At 61.4% G+C, this 20437-nt stretch carries 16 protein-coding genes, 1 other RNA gene and 1 pseudogene; 9 read left to right on the plus strand and 9 right to left on the minus strand.

The genetic code is table 11. From position 1 onward, the window contains the following. On the plus strand, positions 1-216 hold a 216-nt coding region (locus GZ093_RS15935), incomplete at its 5' end, for a hypothetical protein (protein ID WP_296487696.1). 15 nt (positions 217-231) lie between these two features. Here the strand turns inward: GZ093_RS15935 and GZ093_RS15940 are convergent. Further along, complete coding sequence (locus GZ093_RS15940) at positions 232-1062, minus strand: HDOD domain-containing protein (protein ID WP_296487698.1); 831 nt, start codon at positions 1060-1062, stop codon at positions 232-234. A 105-nt stretch (positions 1063-1167) separates the two neighbouring features. Between GZ093_RS15940 and moaA the strand changes: the two genes are divergently transcribed. The 4 genes and pseudogenes from moaA to GZ093_RS15960 all read left to right on the plus strand — a co-directional run bounded on the left by moaA (position 1168) and on the right by GZ093_RS15960 (position 5990). Then, positions 1168-2328 carry a GTP 3',8-cyclase MoaA gene (gene moaA / locus GZ093_RS15945; protein WP_296487700.1) on the plus strand — a complete coding sequence of 387 codons (1161 nt, stop codon included), beginning with the start codon at positions 1168-1170 and terminating at the stop codon, positions 2326-2328. Position 2329: 1 nt separating this feature from the next. Continuing rightward, positions 2330-2965: a molybdenum cofactor guanylyltransferase MobA gene (gene mobA, locus GZ093_RS15950; protein ID WP_296487701.1), complete on the plus strand. Its 636-nt coding sequence runs from the start codon at positions 2330-2332 to the stop codon at positions 2963-2965. Beyond that, positions 2962-4315, plus strand: a pseudogene (locus GZ093_RS15955) (molybdopterin molybdotransferase MoeA). Before mobA ends, GZ093_RS15955 begins: the two are co-directional and overlap by 4 nt. A gap of 202 nt (positions 4316-4517) precedes the next feature. Next, positions 4518-5990 carry a DASS family sodium-coupled anion symporter gene (locus GZ093_RS15960; RefSeq protein WP_296487703.1) on the plus strand — a complete coding sequence of 491 codons (1473 nt, stop codon included), beginning with the start codon at positions 4518-4520 and terminating at the stop codon, positions 5988-5990. Between the two features lie 56 nt (positions 5991-6046). On the opposite strand, the gene GZ093_RS15965 is transcribed toward GZ093_RS15960, so the two are convergent. Genes GZ093_RS15965 through GZ093_RS15980 form a run of 4 tightly spaced genes read right to left on the minus strand, consistent with a single transcriptional unit; the run spans position 6047 to position 11632 of the window. Beyond that, a complete protein-coding gene (locus GZ093_RS15965) occupies positions 6047-9124 on the minus strand; it encodes an efflux RND transporter permease subunit (protein ID WP_296487704.1) in 3078 nt (1025 codons plus the stop codon). Between the two features lie 17 nt (positions 9125-9141). After that, positions 9142-10347, minus strand: coding sequence for an efflux RND transporter periplasmic adaptor subunit (locus GZ093_RS15970; RefSeq protein ID WP_296487706.1), 1206 nt, complete (start codon positions 10345-10347; stop codon positions 9142-9144). 36 nt (positions 10348-10383) lie between these two features. Continuing rightward, a complete protein-coding gene (gene rnhA, locus GZ093_RS15975; RefSeq protein ID WP_296487708.1) occupies positions 10384-10833 on the minus strand; it encodes a ribonuclease HI in 450 nt (149 codons plus the stop codon). A gap of 10 nt (positions 10834-10843) precedes the next feature. Then, positions 10844-11632 (minus strand): methyltransferase domain-containing protein, encoded by a 789-nt coding sequence (locus GZ093_RS15980; protein ID WP_296487710.1) that lies wholly within the window; start codon positions 11630-11632, stop codon positions 10844-10846. On the opposite strand from GZ093_RS15980, the gene gloB reads away from it, so the two are divergent. Together gloB and GZ093_RS15990 are read left to right on the plus strand one after the other, a co-directional pair. Continuing rightward, entirely contained in the window at positions 11631-12398 is a 768-nt protein-coding gene (gloB, locus tag GZ093_RS15985) for a hydroxyacylglutathione hydrolase (RefSeq protein WP_296487712.1), read from the plus strand. The two genes, GZ093_RS15980 and gloB, sit on opposite strands and share 2 nt — an antisense overlap. Next, the gene (locus tag GZ093_RS15990; RefSeq protein ID WP_296487714.1) at positions 12398-13921 is read left to right on the plus strand and encodes a transglycosylase SLT domain-containing protein; all 1524 of its coding nucleotides are present in this window, start codon (positions 12398-12400) and stop codon (positions 13919-13921) included. The genes gloB and GZ093_RS15990 overlap by 1 nt, the downstream gene beginning before the upstream one ends. A 113-nt stretch (positions 13922-14034) precedes the next feature. Here GZ093_RS15990 and GZ093_RS15995 read toward each other — a convergent pair whose 3' ends face one another. From GZ093_RS15995 to dnaX, 4 genes are all read right to left on the minus strand, one after another. Then, entirely contained in the window at positions 14035-15081 is a 1047-nt protein-coding gene (locus GZ093_RS15995; protein ID WP_296487716.1) for an ABC transporter substrate-binding protein, read from the minus strand. Positions 15082-15181: 100 nt separating this feature from the next. Next, positions 15182-15772: a recombination mediator RecR gene (recR, locus tag GZ093_RS16000; protein WP_296487719.1), complete on the minus strand. Its 591-nt coding sequence runs from the start codon at positions 15770-15772 to the stop codon at positions 15182-15184. A 61-nt stretch (positions 15773-15833) separates the two neighbouring features. Beyond that, the gene (locus tag GZ093_RS16005) at positions 15834-16166 is read right to left on the minus strand and encodes a YbaB/EbfC family nucleoid-associated protein (RefSeq protein ID WP_296487722.1); all 333 of its coding nucleotides are present in this window, start codon (positions 16164-16166) and stop codon (positions 15834-15836) included. A gap of 90 nt (positions 16167-16256) precedes the next feature. Then, positions 16257-18233, minus strand: a complete 1977-nt coding sequence (gene dnaX, locus GZ093_RS16010) for a DNA polymerase III subunit gamma/tau (RefSeq protein WP_296487725.1) — start codon at positions 18231-18233, stop codon at positions 16257-16259. Positions 18234-18680: 447 nt separating this feature from the next. On the opposite strand from dnaX, the gene GZ093_RS16015 reads away from it, so the two are divergent. Both GZ093_RS16015 and ffs read left to right on the plus strand, forming a co-directional pair. Beyond that, positions 18681-19526, plus strand: a complete 846-nt coding sequence (locus GZ093_RS16015; RefSeq protein WP_296487728.1) for a THxN family PEP-CTERM protein — start codon at positions 18681-18683, stop codon at positions 19524-19526. Positions 19527-19908: 382 nt separating this feature from the next. Next, positions 19909-20005, plus strand: an RNA gene (gene ffs, locus GZ093_RS16020) — signal recognition particle sRNA small type. Positions 20006-20437 lie beyond the last annotated feature (432 nt).

A 20437-nucleotide genomic window follows, 5' to 3' on the forward strand; every position in this document is an offset into this window, starting at 1 on the left:
TTTGCGCCCGACTGCGGCTGTCCTTTTCCCTTGATGCCAGACCCCGCATCCTGGCGTCAAAACGCCCTGCCTCAGGTCGATGAAACTCCTGTGTCCGTGTTGGACCGTCGTCGCAGCAGGCGTCCACCCAACCCATCGCAACGCGAGCCCTTGCCATTTGTTCCGGCCACGGAGCCATCGAACTTTCCGCCCACCCAGATGTCGCCCCTGAGCTAGGGTGAGATTGAATCGTCAGCCTGCGGCCAGCACCGCGACTTCCGCCTTGGTGGTCCAATCTATCGGGTCTTGCTGCAGTGCCATGTCGATGTCAATGCCCAGGGCCAACGCCACCACATCCGGAAAGTTATCAATCAAGTCCTGTTCATCGTAGTTGGCTTCCCAGGCGCGGGCGCGCCACGCCGCCAAATGCAAAACGCCGGCCATCGGTTCGTAAACATCGTTTTCAAATGGGGCGTATTGATGCTCCAGTGCATCCACAATCGGTTGCGGAAACCGCCAGCTTCGGGCAAATCCGGCACCCACATCGGCATAGCAAAACCCAAGCAATTTGCGCTCGGCCACAGCGCGTTTCAGGCCCAGAGGAGGCACTTGCTGATCCAGTGGTTCCAGTGCGTCGGGCAACCCCAGGTGCATCACCAGTTCGCCAGTGGCGTGAATCAGGCCAGCGGTAAAGGCGGCCGGCTGGCTTTGCCGCACCATGCCGCCCAGCGCACGGGCCAATTTTGCAGTATTGAGGCTGTAGCGCCAGAATTGGCGCATATCAATGCCAGGGATCGCGGTGAACGCGCCAGCAATCGCGGCGGCCGTCGCGAGCGCCTTGACCTGATTCAGACCCATCAAGGCCAGGGCTTCGGACACGCTGCTGATTTTGTTGGACAACTGAAACTGCGCCGAATTGGCCAGTTGCAGCAAGCGCGTCGCCAGTACCGGATCGGTATTGATGAGTTGGCTGACTTTTCTGAGCTCGGGCTCGTCGCGATCAAGCTCGTTGAGCAGCAAGGCGATCACTTTCGGAATACTGGGCAGCGCCGCCTTGGAGGCGAGTAATTCGGTGAGTGTCATCAATGAAAGCCTCTAAGGTTTAACCTGCTTGAGGTCATAATTATCCGCGACATGGAATCACTGAAATCATGCCAGAATCACAGTCCACTATGCACCTAGAACACCATGACCGATCGTGACACGCCCCGCACTGTGCCGCTGCTGGACTTGCGGCCCCGTGCGCTGTTGGTCCCCGGCGCTGCTTTCTTGCCAGAGTCGCGCATCGCCAGCTCGGGACGGCTGATCGACACGCGCGGTCGCCCGTTACGCGATCTGCGCATCAGCGTCACCGACCGCTGCAACTTTCGCTGCAACTACTGCATGCCCAAGGAAATTTTTGACAAGGACTATGCCTACCTGCCGCATCAGGCGCTGCTGTCGTTTGAGGAAATCACCCGCATCGCCAAAATCTTTGTGGCGCATGGCGTGCAGAAGATTCGTCTCACCGGGGGGGAGCCGCTATTGCGCAAAAATGTCGAACGGCTGGTGGAACAGCTGGCCGCGCTGCGCACACCGCAAGGCCAAGCGCTCGACATCACACTCACCACCAACGGATCGCTGCTGGCCCGCAAGGCACGCGACCTCAAGGCCGCCGGTCTGCAACGCGTCACCGTCAGCCTCGATGGGCTTGATGACGCGGTGTTTCGCAGCATGAACGATGTTGACTTTCCGGTGGCCGATGTGCTGGCCGGAATTGACGCGGCGCAGGAGGCGGGCCTGGGTCCGATCAAGATCAACATGGTGGTCAAGCGCGGCACCAACGAGCATGAAATTCTCCCGATGGCACGCCGCTTCAGGGGCTCCGGCATCGTGCTGCGCTTTATTGAATACATGGACGTGGGCGCCACCAACGGCTGGCGCATGAACGAGGTGCTGCCTTCCAGCGAGGTGGTCAAACTCATCCATGCCGAGCTGCCCCTGGTGCAGCTTGAGCCCAGCCACCCGGGCGAGACTGCCGCCCGTTGGGGCTACGCAGACGCCTCGGGCCAGTACGACAAGGCGCTGGGAGAAATCGGCGTCATCAGCAGTGTGACGCAGGCCTTCTGCGGCGACTGCAATCGCGCCCGGCTTTCCACGGAGGGCAAGCTCTTTCTGTGCCTGTTTGCGACCCAGGGCTACGACCTGCGCTCGCTCATCCGCATGGACGCCTCCGACGCCGACCTGGCGTCTGCCATTGGCCACATCTGGCAGGGCCGCGACGACCGTTATTCCGAGTTGCGCAGCGCCCTGGCACCTGACGCTGGCCCGGGTGGCCGCCGCGTTGAAATGAGCTACATCGGAGGTTAATTTGATTCCTGCACAAGACATTACCGGCCTGATTCTGGCGGGCGGGCGGGGCTCGCGCATGGGCGGCGTGGACAAGGGACTGCAAACCTTCAACGGCATGCCGCTGGCCCTGCACACTTTGATGCGCCTGCAGATGGGCGGCGGGGTCGGCCAGATCATGATCAACGCCAACCGCAATCTGGCCGCTTATGAGTCCTTTGGCGTGCCTGTCTGGCCCGATGGTCTGGCCGACTATGCCGGACCGCTGGCAGGTTTTTTATCCGGGCTTGAGCACTGTGAAACCCCTTTTCTGGTGACTGTGCCCTGCGACACGCCACGGCTGCCCCTTGACTTGGTGCCGCGTCTGGCCGCTGCGCTGGAAGCCGAAAGCGCCGACATTGCCATGGTGGCCGCCCCCGAGCCTGGCAAAGGCGGCCACGTGCGCCTGCGCCCCCAGCCGGTGTTTTGCCTGCTGCGCGTTGGGCTGTTGGAGAGTCTGGTGCGGTTCACCCAGGCCGGTGGCCGCAAGATTGATGCTTGGACTGCCCTGCACAAAACAGCGCTGGTGCCCTTTGATTTGCCCCATGACGACCCGCGCGCGTTCTTCAACGCCAACACGCTGGCGGACTTGCAGCAGCTGGAAAACAGCCCGGCATGAAATCCATTGACGGCATTGCCGCTGAATTGTCGGGCTACGACCCGCAAGCCTTGAGCGCGGACACCGTCAGCGCCTTTTTGGCGCGGCTGGTGGAGCCGGTCACGCAGCCCGAGGAAGTGGGTATTTTTCAAGCGCTGGGGCGCGTGCTGGCGGCGGATGTGATCTCGCCCATCAGCGTGCCGCCGCACGACAACTCGGCCATGGACGGCTACGCGTTAGATGGCGCTCAGTTGGCCGGCGCAAGTCCCTCGAGATTGAAGGTGGTGGGGACGGCACTGGCCGGCAAAGCCTGGTCGGGCCAGGTGCAGCGCGGTGAGTGCGTCAAGATCATGACTGGCGCCGTGATCCCAGCGGGGCTCGATACCGTGGTGCCGCAGGAGTTGGTCAAACACGGTGCAAACACCGCGTTCATCACGCTGGCACCGGGCATCGTGCGCCCTGGCGACAACCGGCGGCAACTGGGTGAAGACCTGCTGCAAGGTCAACCTGCACTGCAAAAAGGAGAGCTTCTAACGCCCGCTGCGCTTGGGCTCATGGCCAGTTTGGGCATTGAAAAGCTGCGGGTTTGGCGCCGCCTGCGGGTCGCCTATTTTTCGACCGGCGACGAGATTCTGAGCCTGGGTGAAGCGCCGCGCGAAGGTGCCGTCTATGACAGCAACCGCTACACCGTGTTTGGACTGCTGACGCGTCTGGGTTGCGAGGTGATTGACCTGGGCGTGGTGCGCGATGAACCGGCGCTCCTGGAAGCCGCCTTCGTCCACGCGGCCTCGGTGAGTGACGCCATCATCACCAGCGGTGGCGTGAGCGTGGGCGAGGCCGACTACACCAAAGCCATGATGAAGAAACTCGGCGACGTCGCCTTCTGGAAGATCGCCATGCGTCCGGGCCGCCCCATGGCGGTCGGCCGGATTCTTAGAGACAAATCAGCCTCTAGCCCTTATGCAACAAGCGCGAGCAGCTATAAAAACAATACTGATGATCCGGCACCAGGTTCCTCTGAAGCTGCCATTTTGTTTGGTCTGCCGGGCAACCCGGTGGCGGTGATGGTGACTTTTCTGGCCTTTGTGCGCCCGGCCCTGCTGCGCATGATGGGCAGCCTCAGCGCCACCTCTGCTGAATGCGCGCAGCAGCGAAGCCATTCGCAAGAAGCCCGGCCGCACCGAGTACCAGCGCGGCGTGGTCAGCCTTGACGCTGATGGCACGCTGCGGGTCAAGATCACCGGCAACCAGGGCTCGGGCGTGCTCAGCTCCATGGTGCGCGCCAATGGTCTGATCGTGTTGCCGCACCGCCAGGGTGATGTGGCCGTGGATGACGAGGTGCAGGTCATGATGTTTGAGGGCGTGATTTAGCTCTTGGCTGATGCAAGTCAATTGACCGGCAAAAAGAGTCTTCCGAACGCAGGTGACCGCGAAGTCAGGAGCAGAAATCGCGCCCTGACGCCTGCGATTTCCATACACTGATTGTCGGAGCCACGGGTTTTCCCTGAGTGGCTCCAACACAGCTGCCTCCGTTCACGGCTGCATCGCAGCCCGGTTGCAGGAAGGAAAAACGATGGATAAAAGCGCTCTGCCCAAACCGATACCCACCGCCATTGCGGTGGGTATCACCCTGCTGATCTGGTTTGTCATTCCGGTCCCTGACAAAGTCAGCCCCAACGCCTGGCATCTGCTGGCGTTGTTCATCGGTACCATTGCCGCCATCATTGGCAAAGTCATGCCGATTGGCGCGTTGTCGATCGTGGCCATCTCTCTGGTCGCCATCACGCAAGTCACGCGCCCGGGCAAACCCGCAGGCGCGATTGAAGATGCCTTGAGCGGTTTTGCCAACCCCCTGATCTGGCTGATCGCCATTGCCGTGATGATCTCGGTGGCCTTGACCAAAACCGGCTTGGGCACGCGCATTGGCTATTACTTCATTGCGCTGCTGGGGAAAAGAACCCTTGGGGTCGCCTATGGACTGGTGCTGTCCGAGCTGGTCATTGCGCCGGTCACACCCAGCAACACCGCGCGCGGGGGCGCCATCATTCACCCCATCATGCGTTCGATTGCGGACGTCTTTGGCTCCAGTCCCGAACTGGGCACCTCGAAAAAAATCGGCCGCTATCTGGCACTGGTGAACTACAACACCAACCCCATCACCTCGGCCATGTTCATCACCGCCACCGCCCCCAATCCCTTGATCGTGGATCTGGTAGCCAAGGCCACGGACTCGGCGATCAAGATCACCTGGGGCCAATGGGCTTTGGCCGCGCTGCTGCCGGGGCTGTGCATGCTCTTGCTGATGCCACTGGTGTTGTACTTCCTGTTCCCGCCTGAAATCAAGATGACGCCCAACGCCAAAGAGCTGGCGCAAACCGAACTGGCCAAACTTGGGCCCATGAAAACCCCCGAGTTCATCACCTTGGGCGTGCTGGCACTGATGCTGCTTATGTGGGCCGGCGTGCCACCATGGTTGTTTGGCCCCGCCTTTGACATCAATGCCACCACCACCGCCTGGGTCGGCCTGTCGCTTTTGTTGATCACCGGCGTGCTGGTCTGGGAAGACATCCTTAAGGCCAAGAGCGCCTGGGACACCCTGGTCTGGTTTGCCGCCTTGGTGATGATGGCCACCTTTCTGGGCAAGCTCGGTCTGGTGGCCTGGTTTGCAACCAGCATTCAAAACGGCATTGGCTATTTGGGCCTGGGCTGGATGGGGGCATCTGCCATCCTGGTCCTGGTCTATTTTTATTCCCATTACTTCTTCGCCAGCACCACCGCGCACATCACGGCCATGTTTGCCGCGTTCTTCACGGCCGGCGTGGCGCTCGGCGCGCCGCCCATGCTGCTGGCCCTGGTGCTGGCTTTTGCGTCGTCGCTGATGATGTCACTGACCCACTACGGCACCGGCACCGCGCCGATCATTTTCGGCTCGGGTTACACCACCTTGAATGAGTGGTGGACCGCCGGCGCCGTGATGAGCGTGGTCAATCTGCTGCTATTGGCGGCGGTGGGCGGCGTCTGGTGGACGATGCTCGGCTACATCTGAGCGCCAAAGACGGTACCGAATTTGGGGATCGGCTTGAGGGCAAGCGCTTGGCTCCCTCAAGCACCCTCGCCGACGGCGGCCACCGGCGCCGCGTCCTTGCGCGGTCCCGGCGCCTGTTTGCGCGCCAGCAGCGTGTACATGGTGGGGACCACAAACACGGTGAGCAGTGTCCCCAGGCTCATGCCACCCACAATCACCCAGCCAATCTGATGCCGACTCTCGGCCCCGGCACCGGTGGCAATGGCCAGCGGCACGGCACCGAGCACCATGGCGCCGGTGGTCATCATGATCGGGCGCAGGCGCTGCCCGGCTGATTGCTGAATCGCGGCCAGGGTGTCCATGCCCTGCTCGCGCAGCTGGTTGGCAAACTCCACGATCAAGATGCCGTGCTTGGTGATCAAGCCCACCAGCGTGATCAAGCCAATCTGGCTGAACACATTGAGCGTCCCGCCTGACCATTTGAGCGCCAGCAGGGCACCGGCCATGGAAAGCGGCACGCTGAACAAGATCACAAAGGGGTCGACAAAACTCTCGAACTGGGCCGCCAGCACCAGGAAGATGAACAACAGCGCCAGCGCAAACACCAAGGAGAGCGAGTCCGATGACTTTTTGAATTCACGGCTGATGCCGTTCAAGTCGGTGGCGTAGCCGGGCTTGAGCACTTTCTTGGCGGTGACATCCATGAAGTCAAGCGCTTCGCCCACCGAGTAGCTGGCAGACAGGTTGGACGTGATGGTGGCCGAGCGGCGCTGACCAAAATGAATCAGCTCACGCGGCACCACCACCTCTCGAATTTTGACCAACGCAGACAAGGGCACCAGCTCGGCGCCTTTGCCTCTTACAAATATCTTTTCAATATCGTCGGGCGTTGCACGCCCCGTCGGCGCGGTCTGCACGATCACGTCGTATTGCTCACCGCCACGTTTGTAGCGCGTCACTTTGCGCCCGCCCAGCAGCGTCTCGATGGCGCGGGCGATCATATCGACGCTGACACCCATGTCGGCGGCGCGCTCACGGTCCACTTCGAGCTTGATCTCGGGCTTGTTCAGCCGCAAATCGGTATCAACCTGCACAAAGCCCGGGTTCTTGGCCAGTTCATCCTGGAATGCGCGCACGGTCTGCGCCAAATCCTGATAACTCTCCGAGGTGATGATGACAAATTCAATCGGCCGGCTGCTAAAGCCCTGCCCCAGGGACGGCGGCGTGATCGGCGTGGCGTTCACCCCCGACAGACTGGAAACCCGGGGCGTCATGCTGCGCGCCATCTCCAGGGTGGTGCGTTGGCGCTGCTCCCAGGGTACCGCCCTGAAGAAAATGTTCCCTTGCGACACCGTGGGGTTGCCAATGGTCGAAAAAACCCGGTCGAACTCGGGGTAGTCTTCGGCGATGCGCTCAATGCTGCGGGCGTAGCGGTCGGTGTAGGCCAGGGTGGCGCCGTCGGGCGCATTGATGCGCGCCAGCACCACGCCCCGGTCTTCCAGCGGGGAGAGTTCGCGTTTGAGGTCGCCCAATGCCCACCAAGTGGCCAAGCCGCTCGCCAGCATCACCAGCAGCACCAGGTAACGCCGCTGCAAGGTCCAGGCCAGCCATTTGCTGTAAGTTCGGGTCGCCCACTGCAGCAGGTTTTCCATGTGCGAGTCAAACCAGGTCGGATGGGGGTTGTGCCGGAGCAGCAGCGACGACAGCATCGGCGACAAGGTCAGCGCCACGATGCCAGAGATCACCACGGCCCCGGCCAGCGCCAGCGCAAATTCGGTGAACAAGCGCCCGGTGCGCCCCGGCGAAAACGCCAGGGGCGCGTAGACCGCCACCAGCGTCATGGTCATGGCAACAATGGCAAAACCCACCTCGCGCGCACCTTTGATGGCGGCCTGAAACGGCGGCAGGCCTTCCTCGATATGGCGGTAAATGTTCTCCAGCATCACAATGGCATCGTCCACCACGAGCCCGATGGCCAACACCAGCGCCAGCAGGGTCAGCGTGTTGATACTGAAGCCGGCCAGCGCCATCATGGCGAAGCTGCCAATGAGTGACACGGGAATGGTCACCAACGGGATCAGCGAGGCGCGCAAGGTGCGCAAAAACACAAAAATCACCAACGCCACCAGCACCGAGGCCTCCAAAATGGTCTTGAACACGGCTTTGATCGACTGGTCGATGAAGACCGAGTTGTCATTGGCCACCTCGATTTGCACACCCGCCGGCAAGTCACGGCGCAACTTGTCGAGCAAAGCGCGCACGCCTTTGGACAGGTCCAGCGGGTTGGCCGTGCTTTGCTTCACCACGCCCACGCCGACCGCGTCGCGGCCATTCAAGCGCACAAAGGAACGCTCGTCGACCGGCGCCTCCTGCACCCGGGCCACATCGCCAATCCGAACCGCCAAGCCATTCACGCTGCGAATCACCACCTGGGCAAACTCGGGCGCCCGTTGCAGGTCGGTGGCCGCGGTCACGTTGAACTCGCGCTGCGCGCTCTCGATGCGCCCCGCGGGCACCTCCAGGTTGGCGCGGCGCAAGGCGTCTTCCAGGTCTTGCACGGTGAGCTTGTAGGCGGCCAGCTTGTCGGGGTCGACCCAGATCCGCATGGAAAATTTGCGCTCGCCGTAGATATTGACTTCGGCGGCGCCCGGCGCGGTCTGCAGCACCGGTTTGACCAGGGTGTTGGCCATCTCGGAGAGTTGCAACGCGTTGTGCGTATCTGAACTGAGCGCCAGAAAGATGACAGGGAAGGACTCCGCCTCCACCTTGGCAATGACTGGCTCGTCAATGCCCTGGGGCAGGCGCTGGCGCACCCGTGAGACCTTGTCGCGCACATCGGCAGCGGCCGAGTCGGCATCGCGGCTGAGCGCAAAGCGCACCGATATCTGGCTGCGCTCCTGGCGGCTGGTGGAGGTGATCACCTCCACGCCTTCAATGCCCGAGAGCGAATCCTCCAGCACCTTGGTGACCTGGGTTTCCATGACCTCGCTGGAAGCACCCCCAAAAGTGGTGCTGACCGACACCACCGGCTCATCAATCTTGGGGTATTCACGCAGGGTGAGCCGGTTGAACGACACGGCACCGATCAAGACGATCAGCAACGACAGCACGGTGGCCAGGACCGGGCGACGGATGGAGGTTTCAGCCAGTTGCATGGAGGCTCCTGTTCCGGTCAACGGCTGGCCGCTGGTGCCGGGGCAGACGCCGCCTGCGCGGGCCGATCCAGCGCCACGATACGCAGCGGCGTGCCGTCGCGCTGCAAGCGCTGCTGCCCGGCCACGACCACGCGCTGACCTTCTGCCAGCCCCTCGGTGATTTCCACCTGGCCGGCCCGGCGCACGCCCAGCCTCACCTCTTGCCGTTGCGATACCCACTGGGTATCGGGTGGCAGCTTGGCCGTGGCGGCCGGCAGGTTTGAGGGCGCCACCACCTTGATCACAAACTGGCGCTCGCCCTGTGGCACGATCGCTTCTTCCGGCACCACCAGGGCATTGGCATTGACAGAAAACAGCACGGTCACACGGGCAAACATACCGGGGCGTTTGTCACTCAGCGTATTGAGCAACACGGCGCGCACACCCACCGAGCGGCCATTGGCGTCCAGCAGCGGGTCAATGGCCTCGACCCGACCTTCAAAAGTGCGCCCCGGCAAGGCGTCCAGCGTGAGCGCAACGCCCTGTTGCGGCCTGAGCTTGCCCTGATAGCGCTCCGGCAAGCGAAAGTCAACATACAGGCTGCTGATGTCCTCCAGGTTCACCAGGTCAGCGCCATCCTTCACGTAGTCCCCCAGACTCACGTTGCGAATACCCACGGTGCCGTCAAACGGGGCCACGATCGCCATGCGGGACTGGCGCGCGCTGGCCAGGGCCAACTGCGCCAGGGCGACCTGCACATTGGCGGCACTCTCATCGAGCACCCGTTGTGCGACGAAGTTTTCGGCCACCAGTTCCTGGTTGCGTTTGAGCGTCGCCTGCGCAATCGACACCTGCGCCTGCGCCTGGCGGACCTCGGCTCGCTGCAGCGTGTCGTCCAGCTGCACCAGCAACTGGCCTTTGCGCACCCGCGCGCCATCGCGAAAACCCAGCGCCTTGACGCGCCCCGCCACTTCCGGGCGCAGCATCACACTCTGGCGCGAGCGCAAAGTCCCCACCGACTGGGCATCGTCCTGCAGCGAGACGCGCTCGACCCGGGCCACCTCCACACCCGCAACGCGCGGGATGGCGCTGGCAGACCTCGCCTTGCCGGAGGCAGAGCTCGCGTTCGGTGCGTCCGTGAGTTGCGAGGCCTTTTTAGGTTGCGACTGGTACCACCAGGCAGCACCCGACGCGGCCGCGATGCCGACGACGGCAATGACGGGATAAATCAGTCTATTTGTCATGAGCACGGTGCTTCTTTGTAAAGATCCAACAACAGGTCAACGCTGGCGCAGGGCATGCTCCACGCCGCGGTTGGCCAGCATGTCGGCGTGCTCATTGCCAGGATCGCCGTTATGGCCCCTGACCCAACGCCAGTCGATCTTGTGACCCGCGGTATTGACCAGCGCGTCGAGTCGCTGCCACAGATCGACATTTTTCACCGGCTGCTTGGCGGCGGTCTTCCAGCCGCGCGCCTTCCAGCCATCCAGCCACTCGGTCATGCCCTTGAGCACATATTGACTGTCGACGTGCAGCGTCACCTGGCACGGACGCTTCAAGGCCGCCAGCGCCTCAATCACCGCCGTCATTTCCATGCGGTTGTTGGTCGTCTCCAACTCGCCTCCAAACAGTTCCTTTCTAGAATCCGCCGACTTGAGCAGCGCACCCCAGCCGCCCGGCCCCGGGTTGCCCTTGCAGGCGCCATCGGTGTAGATTTCTATGGTGTTCAAAGCAGTTTCCTCATTCGCGTGTCACTTTCTTATCATTTAGGGCATTAGCCTGCGTCAATGTTGAACTGTTTGCTACAGAAACAGGTGCATTTGCCAAGGCACGGCTGGCCTTCCAGGCTGGACTGAGCAGCGTCATGCCGCGCACCCGCTTGACCGCAACCAAAAAATACGCGCCGCCCAGGATCGGCCACCACCGCGCACCCGCGCGCTCCATCCACTCAAACCGATGCGACCACTTGTCGCTGGAAAACGCGGGCCGGTAACAGCCGAAATGCCCGACTTCGACTTCAAAGCCCAGCAGGCGCAGCCAGTCGCGCAAACGCCAATAGCCGATGAATTCTCCTGATTCCGGCAAAAACAAGTTCTGCGCGCCCGCCCGCTGCCGCGTGCGCGCATGGCGCTGGCGCAGGCCCCAAAGCGACGTCGGGTTCAGGCCACAAATGACCACCCGCCCTTCGGGCACCAGAACCCGCTCAACTTCACGCAAGGTGGTGTGCGGGTCGCGCGCCAGTTCCAGCGAATGCGGCAACACCACCAGGTCCAGGCTGTTGGCCGGGAACGGCAGCGCCGAAAAATCAGTCACGAAAGCCGCACCCGGCGTAAGGGTTTGGCTGGCCAGCCAACGGTGCGGCATGCGGTTGGCGGCCAGGGCTTCGAGCTCGGGCAAACCCAGCTGCAGCGCATGAAATCCAAAAATATCAGCCACCGCCAGATCCAGCTGGGCACGCTCCCAGGCCAGCAGATAGCGCCCCGTGGGTGACTCAAGCCATTCATGCAAACCTATAATTTGATCACTCATGCAGCTAATTCCACTACCCGCTTTTACTGACAACTACATCTGGATGGTGCATGACGAACGCCGTGCGCTGGTGGTTGACCCCGGTGATGCACAACCTGTGCTGGAGGCCCTGCAACGACTCAGCTTGCAGTTGGAGGCCATTCTAGTCACGCACCACCACGGCGACCACACCGGCGGCGTGGCGGCCTTGCGCGCAGCGACCGGCGCCCAGGTTTTTGGCCCGGCCCGGGAGCCGATGCCGCAGCCCCTGACCCGGCTGAGCGGCGGTGACAAAGTCGAGGCGCTGGGTTTGACCTTCAAGGTGATGGACGTGCCCGGCCATACCGCGGGCCACATCGCTTATTACTGTGCGGATGCGGACAACGCGCCGCTGCTTTTTTGTGGCGACACGCTCTTCAGCGCCGGATGCGGTCGCCTGTTTGAAGGCAGCCCGGCCCAAATGCTGGCCTCGCTCGACGCCCTGGCCGCCCTGCCCGCCGCGACGCGCGTATGCTGTGCCCATGAGTACACCTTGAGCAACCTGAAATTTGCCTGCGCCGTGGAGCCCCACAATCAGACGCTGGCCGACTACCTGGCGAGCGCCACCTCACTGCGTTTGCAGCAACAACCCACCCTGCCCTCCAGCATCTTGCTGGAGCAGCAGATCAACCCTTTTTTGCGTACGCGCCAAGCCACTGTCATCCAGGCGGTCCAGGCATTCGACGCATCAGCCCGCGATGAGGTGAGCATCTTTGCCGCCCTTCGCCAATGGAAGAACCAGTATTGATGAAATTTTTTAAACTTGCCTGCCTGAGCGGCCTGCTGTGGCTGACCGGCTGCGCCAGCTTCACCACCGGTCCGGATGCGATCCACGGCCCTGCGCCGGCCAGCGCCACGTCCGGTCAACGGGCCACCGATGCAGCCTACAGCCCGCTGATTCCCAGTGGTCAGCTCCAGCCCATCACGGCTGCGCAGGCAGCCTCCCGTGCCGTCACCGAACTGGCAGCACCGACCGATATCTGGGAGCGAATCCGGCGCGGCTACGGCATGCCCAACCTGGAAAGTGAGCTGGTGCGTGACCGCGAGCAGTGGTACAGTAGCCGGCCCGACTACATCTTGCGCATGACGGAGCGCTCCAACAAATACCTATTCCACATTGTGGAGGAGCTGGAGCGCCGCAACATGCCCTCCGAGCTGGCGCTGCTGCCCTTTATCGAAAGCGCCTTCAACCCGCAGGCGGTCTCCAGCGCCAAGGCGGCTGGCATGTGGCAATTCATGCCCGCGACCGGCAAGCACTTTGATTTGAAGCAGAACGCCTTTCGCGATGACCGGCGCGACGTGCTGGCGTCCACCCGGGCAGCGCTGGACTACCTGCAAAAGCTCTATGGCATGTTTGGCGATTGGGACCTGGCGCTGGCCGCCTATAACTGGGGCGAAGGCAGCGTCGGACGCGCCATTGCCAAAAACAAACGGGCCGGGCTCGGCCTGGCCTATACCGATCTCACCATGCCCGCAGAGACCCGTCTTTACGTGCCCAAGCTGCAGGCCGTCAAGAACATCGTGAGCAACCCGCAGGCGTTCAACACACGGCTGCCCCTGATCGGCAACCACCCGTACTTCCAGACCGTTGACATCAAGCACGATATCGACGTGGCGCTGGTGGCCAAGCTGGCCGAAGTGACGGTCGAGGATTTCAAGGCACTGAACCCTTCGGGCGGCAGTCGACCCGTCATTCTGGCAGCCGGCACACCGCAAATATTGCTACCCTGGGACAACGCCATCATCTTCCAGAACAACCTGAAAGACTTCAACGGGGGCCGCCTGGCCAGTTGGACGGTCTGGCGGGCCCCCAGCACCATGAACCCGGCCGAGGCGGCCAAACGGGTGGGCATGACCGAGGCCGATATGCGCAGCATCAACAAGATCCCACCCCGGGTGGTGATCAGGGCCGGCTCCAGCCTGCTGGTGCCGCGGCCAACCCAACTGGACGCCGATGTCGCCGTGCATGTGGCCGACAACGGCCAGTTGACGCTGGCGCCCGATGTCATCTTGAAACGCACCTTGATCAAGGCCAGGAAAAAAGATTCTGTCGCCAGAATGGCCAGCCGCTACCGTGTCAGCGCCGCCAGCGTAGCCGAGTGGAACAATGTCAGTGCGGCGGCGGTTTTCAAGGCCGGACAGAAGGTGGTGATGTTTCTGCCGGTGCGGGCCAAGACCTTGGTTCAACGCAAGACCGCTGGCAAGAGAATGTCAGCCAGCAAACAGGCACGCAGCAAGGTGAAGCCAACCCGGCTTGCCAAACAGCCTTAAACCTGCACAGTCCAGTCGAGACCATCCCGTTCGGACCAATGAACAATCTGGGTTAAGCGCCGATCATCTGAGCGCACGCCGGTCTGATGGATGGATGGATGGATGGCCGGGCTTCAGGCGTTGAAGCGTTGCTTGGCCTTGACGGCAAACACATTGGTGTAGGTTTTGGCCAGGTCGATGTTGCCCAACTTGACCGTTGGATCCAAACGGGCCAGAGCACGGGCCGCCGTCTGCGGCCCCTCTTCGGGGATCACACCATCGGGTGAAATGGCTTCGCGGATCTTGTTGAAGGCGGCAAGGTAAATCGCCCGATCCCGCAGCAAATAGGCTTCTGGGACGACCTTGATGATGTCGCTCGGTCCGGCCGTCTGCAGCCACTTCAGGCTGTGCACGATCGCATTGGTCAGCGCTTGGACCGTGTGGGGGTTGTTCTTCACAAAATCCAGCGGCGCGTACAAACAGCCCGCTGGCATGACACCCCCAAAAACCTCGGCCGAGCCTTTGAGCGTGCGCGTATCGGCAATGATGCGGATCTCGCCTTTTTGCTCCAACAGGGTCATCACAGGGTCAACGGTGCTCAACGCATCAATCTGGCCGGCACGAAAAGCGGCCAAAGCGTCTGCGGACGTGCCCACGCCCACGTAGTTCACATCGTCCGGCTTGAGCCCGGCACGCGAAACAATCAGCTGAGCCACCTGATGCGTTGACGACTCAAGCGCCGAGACACCAATTTTTTTACCCTTGAGATCGGTCATGGTTCTGTAACGGGGCATGGTCTTGACCGAAATGCCGATCGCAATGGCCGGCGCGCGCCCCTGCAAGACAAAAGCCTGGAAGTGCTCCCCCCTGGTCTGCACGGCGATGGTGTGCTCATAGGCACCCGAAACAACGTCGGCCGAGCCGCCTTCAACCGCCGCCAACGCCTGCGAACCGCCAGCAAAGTCGCTGATAGCAACGTCCAGACCTTCCGCCTTGAAATAGCCGAGCTGCTCGGCAATAGTCAAGGGCAGGTTGTAGAAGGTCGCCTTGCCGCCGACAGCAATCGAAACTTTCGTCTTTTCAAGCCGGGGTTGCGCCCACAGCGTGGGCATGGTCATCGACGCTGCCGCCCATGCTGTGACCGCAGCCAAGGTTCGGCGGTTGAGCTGGATGTTGTTCATGGTCAATTCTCTTGGGCTCTCGCTTTCTGTTCGCGCTAAAGAATAGCCGGCGCCACTGACTTGCGCATCGGGAACATCCCGCAGGGGTTTGTACCTAGCTCTAGCGCCGATCCAGCAGGGCATGGGCGATGGTGCCCAAGTCCACATATTCCAGCTCACTGCCGACCGGTACACCACGCGCCAGGCGGGTCAGGCGCAAGCCGCGGCTTTTCAGGCCCTCGCTGATCACATGCGCGGTGGCTTCGCCTTCGGCCGTGAAGTTGGTGGCCAAAATCACCTCCTGCACGGTGCCGTCGCAAGCCCGGTCAAACAAACCTTTGAGGCCGATGTCTTTGGGGCCAATGCCGTCCAAGGGGCTGAGCTTGCCCATCAGCACAAAGTACAAGCCGTGGTACGCGCCGGTGCGCTCCAGCGCCGACTGGTCGGCCGGGGTCTCCACCACACACAATTTGGAGGCATCGCGCCGGGGGTCCAGGCAGGTGGCGCAAATGTCGGCCTGCGTGAAGGTGTGGCAACGCTCGCAATGCCGCACTTGATCGGCGGCAACCTGCAAGGCACGGGACAACGCCAAGGCACCGGGCCGGTCATGCTGCAGCAGGTGAAACGCCATGCGCGAGGCCGACTTCACACCCACGCCCGGCAGGCGCCGCAGCGCCTGGATCAGGACGTCGAGCGAGTTGAGATCAGCCACTTTGAACTGTTGGGGACAGAGCTTGTGCGCTTCGCGTCACTGCGGTCTTTCCCACAATGAATCAGAAAGGGAACTTCATGCCACCGGGCAGGCCGGGCATCCCGGCGGTGATCTTGCCCATCTTCTCGGTGGAAGTTTCTTCGGCCTTGCGCACGGCCGCGTTAAAGGCCGCCGCGACCAGGTCTTCGAGCATGTCTTTGTCTTCGGCCAGCAAGCTGGGGTCGATGGTGACACGGCGCACGTCATGCTTGCAGGTCATCAGAACCTTGACCAGCCCGGCGCCGGATTCTCCGGTGACTTCAACATTGCCCAGCTCGTCCTGGGCTTTTTTCATGTTGTCCTGCATGGCTTGGGCCTGCTTCATGAGGCCGGCGAGTTGTCCTTTGTTGAACATGGGGAGTCCTTGGTTTAATTTTGAATGGAAGAGCAAAAAGCAATGTGGCGTTGTATCGGGTTGCTGACATGGATCCAGCCAGCTGGATCGTCAGCCCGGCGTGATGCTGCCAGGCACGATTTTCGCGCCAAAATCACGCATCATGGTCTGCACAAACGGATCATCAAAAATGATTTTTTCTGCCGCCAGTTGCCGCTCGGCCACCAACGCCGCGTTACGTCGGGCCGGGCTGTCGGTCACGCGCCCAATCTCCACCACCAGGCGCACCGCGTGACCCGCCGCCTGCAACGCGGTCGCCAGACGGTCACGGCTGCCCGGCTGGTTCAGCGATTCGCGCTCGACCCGCAACAGCCACTGATCGGTGTCGCGCGCCACCAGCTGCGACTGAAGCGCCAGCTCGCGCACCATGGCGTTGATCGCGTCTTGGGCGATGAGTTGGCGCACGGCAGCGTGCCAGAACTCGCCATCTTCGGTCGGGATCAGAACCGCTATCGTCGATTGGCCAGCCGCTGCTTCGGCGCGGGAATCGGCCTGTACGCGCACCGGAACTGCTACTATTTTTGTAGCTGCTTGCGAATATTCAACGGGGGCTAGAGCCTCATTTTGTTCAAAAACAAGTGGCTGTCCCGAAGCCACTGGCAGCTGGACCACATGGAGATGCTGGCCTGTCGGGGGCGACGGCAATGCATCTGGCTGTGTTTCTCTGTCTGCCGCTACGTCAGGCTCTGACTCAGCCCTTGTTGTCGTCGTTGCCGCCATTTTTTCATTAGCTATTATTTTTATAGCTTCATGCGCATATTCGACGGTGGCTGGAGCATGTTTCTCTTCAAGAACTGGCAAATCGGGCGCCACCGGTCGGCGTGCTGCGGGTGCAGGCACTGGCTCCGAATGCAATGCAGTCGCAGCCGGCCGCCGCGGCGCGTCAATTACAGTTTTTTTTTCCGCCGCAGGCAGATTGCCAGCGCTGGGTTTGAACGCCAGCAGTCGCAGCAAGACCATGGTCAGTGCGGCGTACTCGTCCGGCGCCAGGCCCAACTCCGCGCGCCCGTGCAGACACATGCTGTACAGCAGTTGCGTCTCGTCCGCAGGCATCAAAGCCGCCAGACGCGCCACGTCCAACGCTTGCGGGTCGGTTTCATCCACCTCAATGACGCTCGGCACCGCTTGCAGAACGGCCATGCGCTGCAGCACCATGCTCATTTCCTCCAGCGTGGAGGCCGCACTCAGACCATTCAGACGCAAGGCCTCCGACGTCTCGACCACGGTTTTTCCGTCTCCCTGGGCCAAGGCCTCCAGCAGCCGAAAGACATAGGAACGGTCCACACTGCCCAGCATCTGGCGCACCGTCACCTCTTCGATCTGGCCCGCACCGAACGAAATCGCCTGATCCGCCAGACTCAAGGCATCGCGCATGGAGCCGTGCGCCGCCCGCGCCAGCAGCCGCAGCGACGGTACATCGGCCCCCACGTTTTCGGCCTGCAAGACGGTTTGCAGGTGCTCGCGGATGGTCTCTGGCGCAATTGGGCGCAGGTTGAACTGCAGACAGCGCGACAGCACGGTGACCGGCACCTTCTGCGGGTCGGTAGTGGCCAGCACGAATTTGAGGTACTCGGGCGGCTCTTCCAGCGTCTTCAGCATGGCGTTGAAGGCGTGGCCGGTGAGCATGTGGACTTCGTCGATCATGAAGACCTTAAAGCGCCCCTGCACGGGCTTGTAGACCGCTTGCTCCAAGAGCGCTTGCACCTCGTCGACACCCCGATTGGAGGCGGCGTCAAGCTCGGTGTAATCGACAAAGCGACCGGAATCAATGTCGGTACAAGCCTGGCACACCCCGCAGGGCGTGGCCGTGATGCCGCCCTGCCCGTCCTGCCCCTGGCAATTGAGTGACTTGGCCAGAATGCGTGACACCGTGGTCTTGCCAACACCGCGCGTGCCGGTGAAAAGATAGGCGTGATGCAGCCGCTGGGTGGTCAGCGCATTGGTGAGCGCCTGCACCACATGGTCCTGCCCCACCATTTCAGTGAAGTTGCGGGGGCGGTACTTGCGGGCGAGCACGAGATAGGACATGGGCTCCGATTCTAAAGGCCAGGCAAGGGGCGGACCGTCACCAATCGTGGCCAACACGGATCGCAACCGGCCCAGCCACCGGGCTGATGCGTGGATCATGCACACCCCCCGTGCCGCTCACTCGGCCTGACTCATGGCCCCCAATGGCAGCCTCATCGACGACGAGCGAGCGCTGCGGCAGGTTTGCGATGTCTTTGATTCAGCCCGAAGCATCGCATTTGAGCGTCAGAAATTTTTACAGTCTTGCTTGAAAGCTGACCAAGCGAATGGCTACGCACCCGGACAACAACATCTAAGCGATTGAAATCAAAGGAAATTCAATTTCCCCAGGTTCTATTGGCATGAGTAATGCTTGTTGACTGGCAGAGCCGAGACGATCGCAATTGCGCGCACACAAAAATCGTGTCTGACTCTAGGATTGTCTTATGTTCAACAGGAGAACTGAAAATGAAATCTCTACGACACTTCAACAAAAAGGCGCTTGCGGCCGCCAGCGCCTTGGTGGTATTGGGAATGACCGGTTCCATCGGGTCCGCCTTGGCAGCGACCTTTACCTACGATGCGGGTGGCGGGTTTTTGCAGGGCAGCGCATTGGGCTTCCCTGCCCCAGTCAACTATACGGGGTTCCGAACCAACCTGGATGCGCGTAATACTGACTTAGATGCCACTAACGACGTATGGGCCAGCCTCAACTGGGGCACCCCCGTGGTGGACGTCCAGAGTGGTGCCACGGTCAACCAGCTTGCGCCGTATACAGACAATCCAGGCACGGCGGCAGACCTTAGCGGTTCCGTGACAGTGGGCGGCGACCGGGTCGAGCTCGGCTACTTGGTGCACCACAACCACGTCATCGGACAGTCTTTCGGGCCGAATGGGGTGACGATTTCGTACAACTTGCAGCTCAAAGATGGGCCGACCTCTGTCTTCAACTGGCACGGCGACTTCAATCTGGAATTCAAGGAAACCCTCAACTCTCTACCCTGCACCGATGGCAACCCGGAGGGCACAATCTGCGATGACTGGTTCAGGTTCACTGCGCTGGCGGCATCGGATCCCACCAGCTTCAGCTACGGCGGGAAGAACTACAACGTCGACATCACAGGTTTCTGGGACGACTTCGCTCCTGGCGGCGTCTTGAGAGGTGATCAGTTGTTCTTCTCGGGAGAAGAACTGGATAGTCTGGGCCACGTGCAATTTGCGGTTAGCGCCGTGCCGGAGCCTGGCAGCATCGCGCTGTTGGGTCTGGGATTGGCTGGCTTGGCGGTGATCCGCCGCCGCCGTAACCAGGCATAAGCAACATTGGCTTTAGCCAGGCAATGAGAGGCCGGGGGCGGTGTAGCTCTCCCGGCCTCGTTTCAGTTCGCCCCACGCACTTGTGCTGGGGCATTTCGCTTTCTGGCGGGCAGTCAAGATGCGGTGGGAGTGCGGCATGCCGGTCACGCGCTTCCAGACACTGCCAGCCTCCTCAGACCGGCCCTGCCATGGCAACACATACCCTATGTTGCCGCGAGCCTCGGCGCGGGCCAGCTCGCCGCTGCCACATGGCGATGGTCGTCACAAAGCAAGGTCCCCGCAGGAATCTGCTCCGGCTCGGTGATGGCCGCAGAGGGAAGGCGGCCAGACCTGCGACCAGTGCGATCAGCAGCAAATCAACAAGGCACTTACAATATCGGCTGACGGGCCTTCCCGCATGGTGAAGCGGCCAACCGGGTCAGATGGGGAACCAAGCAGCCCTAACTGTGGAGCCAGTGCCGGGGTCAAGGCTCGTCAACCTTATTCAAGACGTTATTTACTGACAGGGGCTTACGAGCAAAGTCCCTAAAGAACGACGCTTTTGCAGCATGTAGTTGCATCAATCTTTCCCCAAGAAAATGCGCATTTCATAGGCGTTACCGCCGGCATTGGCGTGGCCATTGGTATGTCTGACTACTCCCCTTAACCCACAAGAGTTGACGATCTGCGCCACCAAAGCCCTTTATCAGTCCAAGCATGGCGGGCGTCATTTGTTGGGTTCCAGTTGGTCCGAATTGCAGAGCCCATCCACGGCCGGAAATTACAGCCAAAAAAGTACCCTATAATTCTCGCTGTTCCAACCGGTTTGTCAGGCAATGAACATTGCCAACATCATCATTGGTTGTTGATTGCAAACAATATTCCTCGATAGCTCAGTTGGTAGAGCGCCGGACTGTTAATCCGTAGGTCCC

Source organism: Rhodoferax sp., from assembly GCF_010365055.1.
In the GTDB taxonomy this organism is placed as follows: Bacteria; Pseudomonadota; Gammaproteobacteria; order Burkholderiales; family Burkholderiaceae_C; genus Rhodoferax.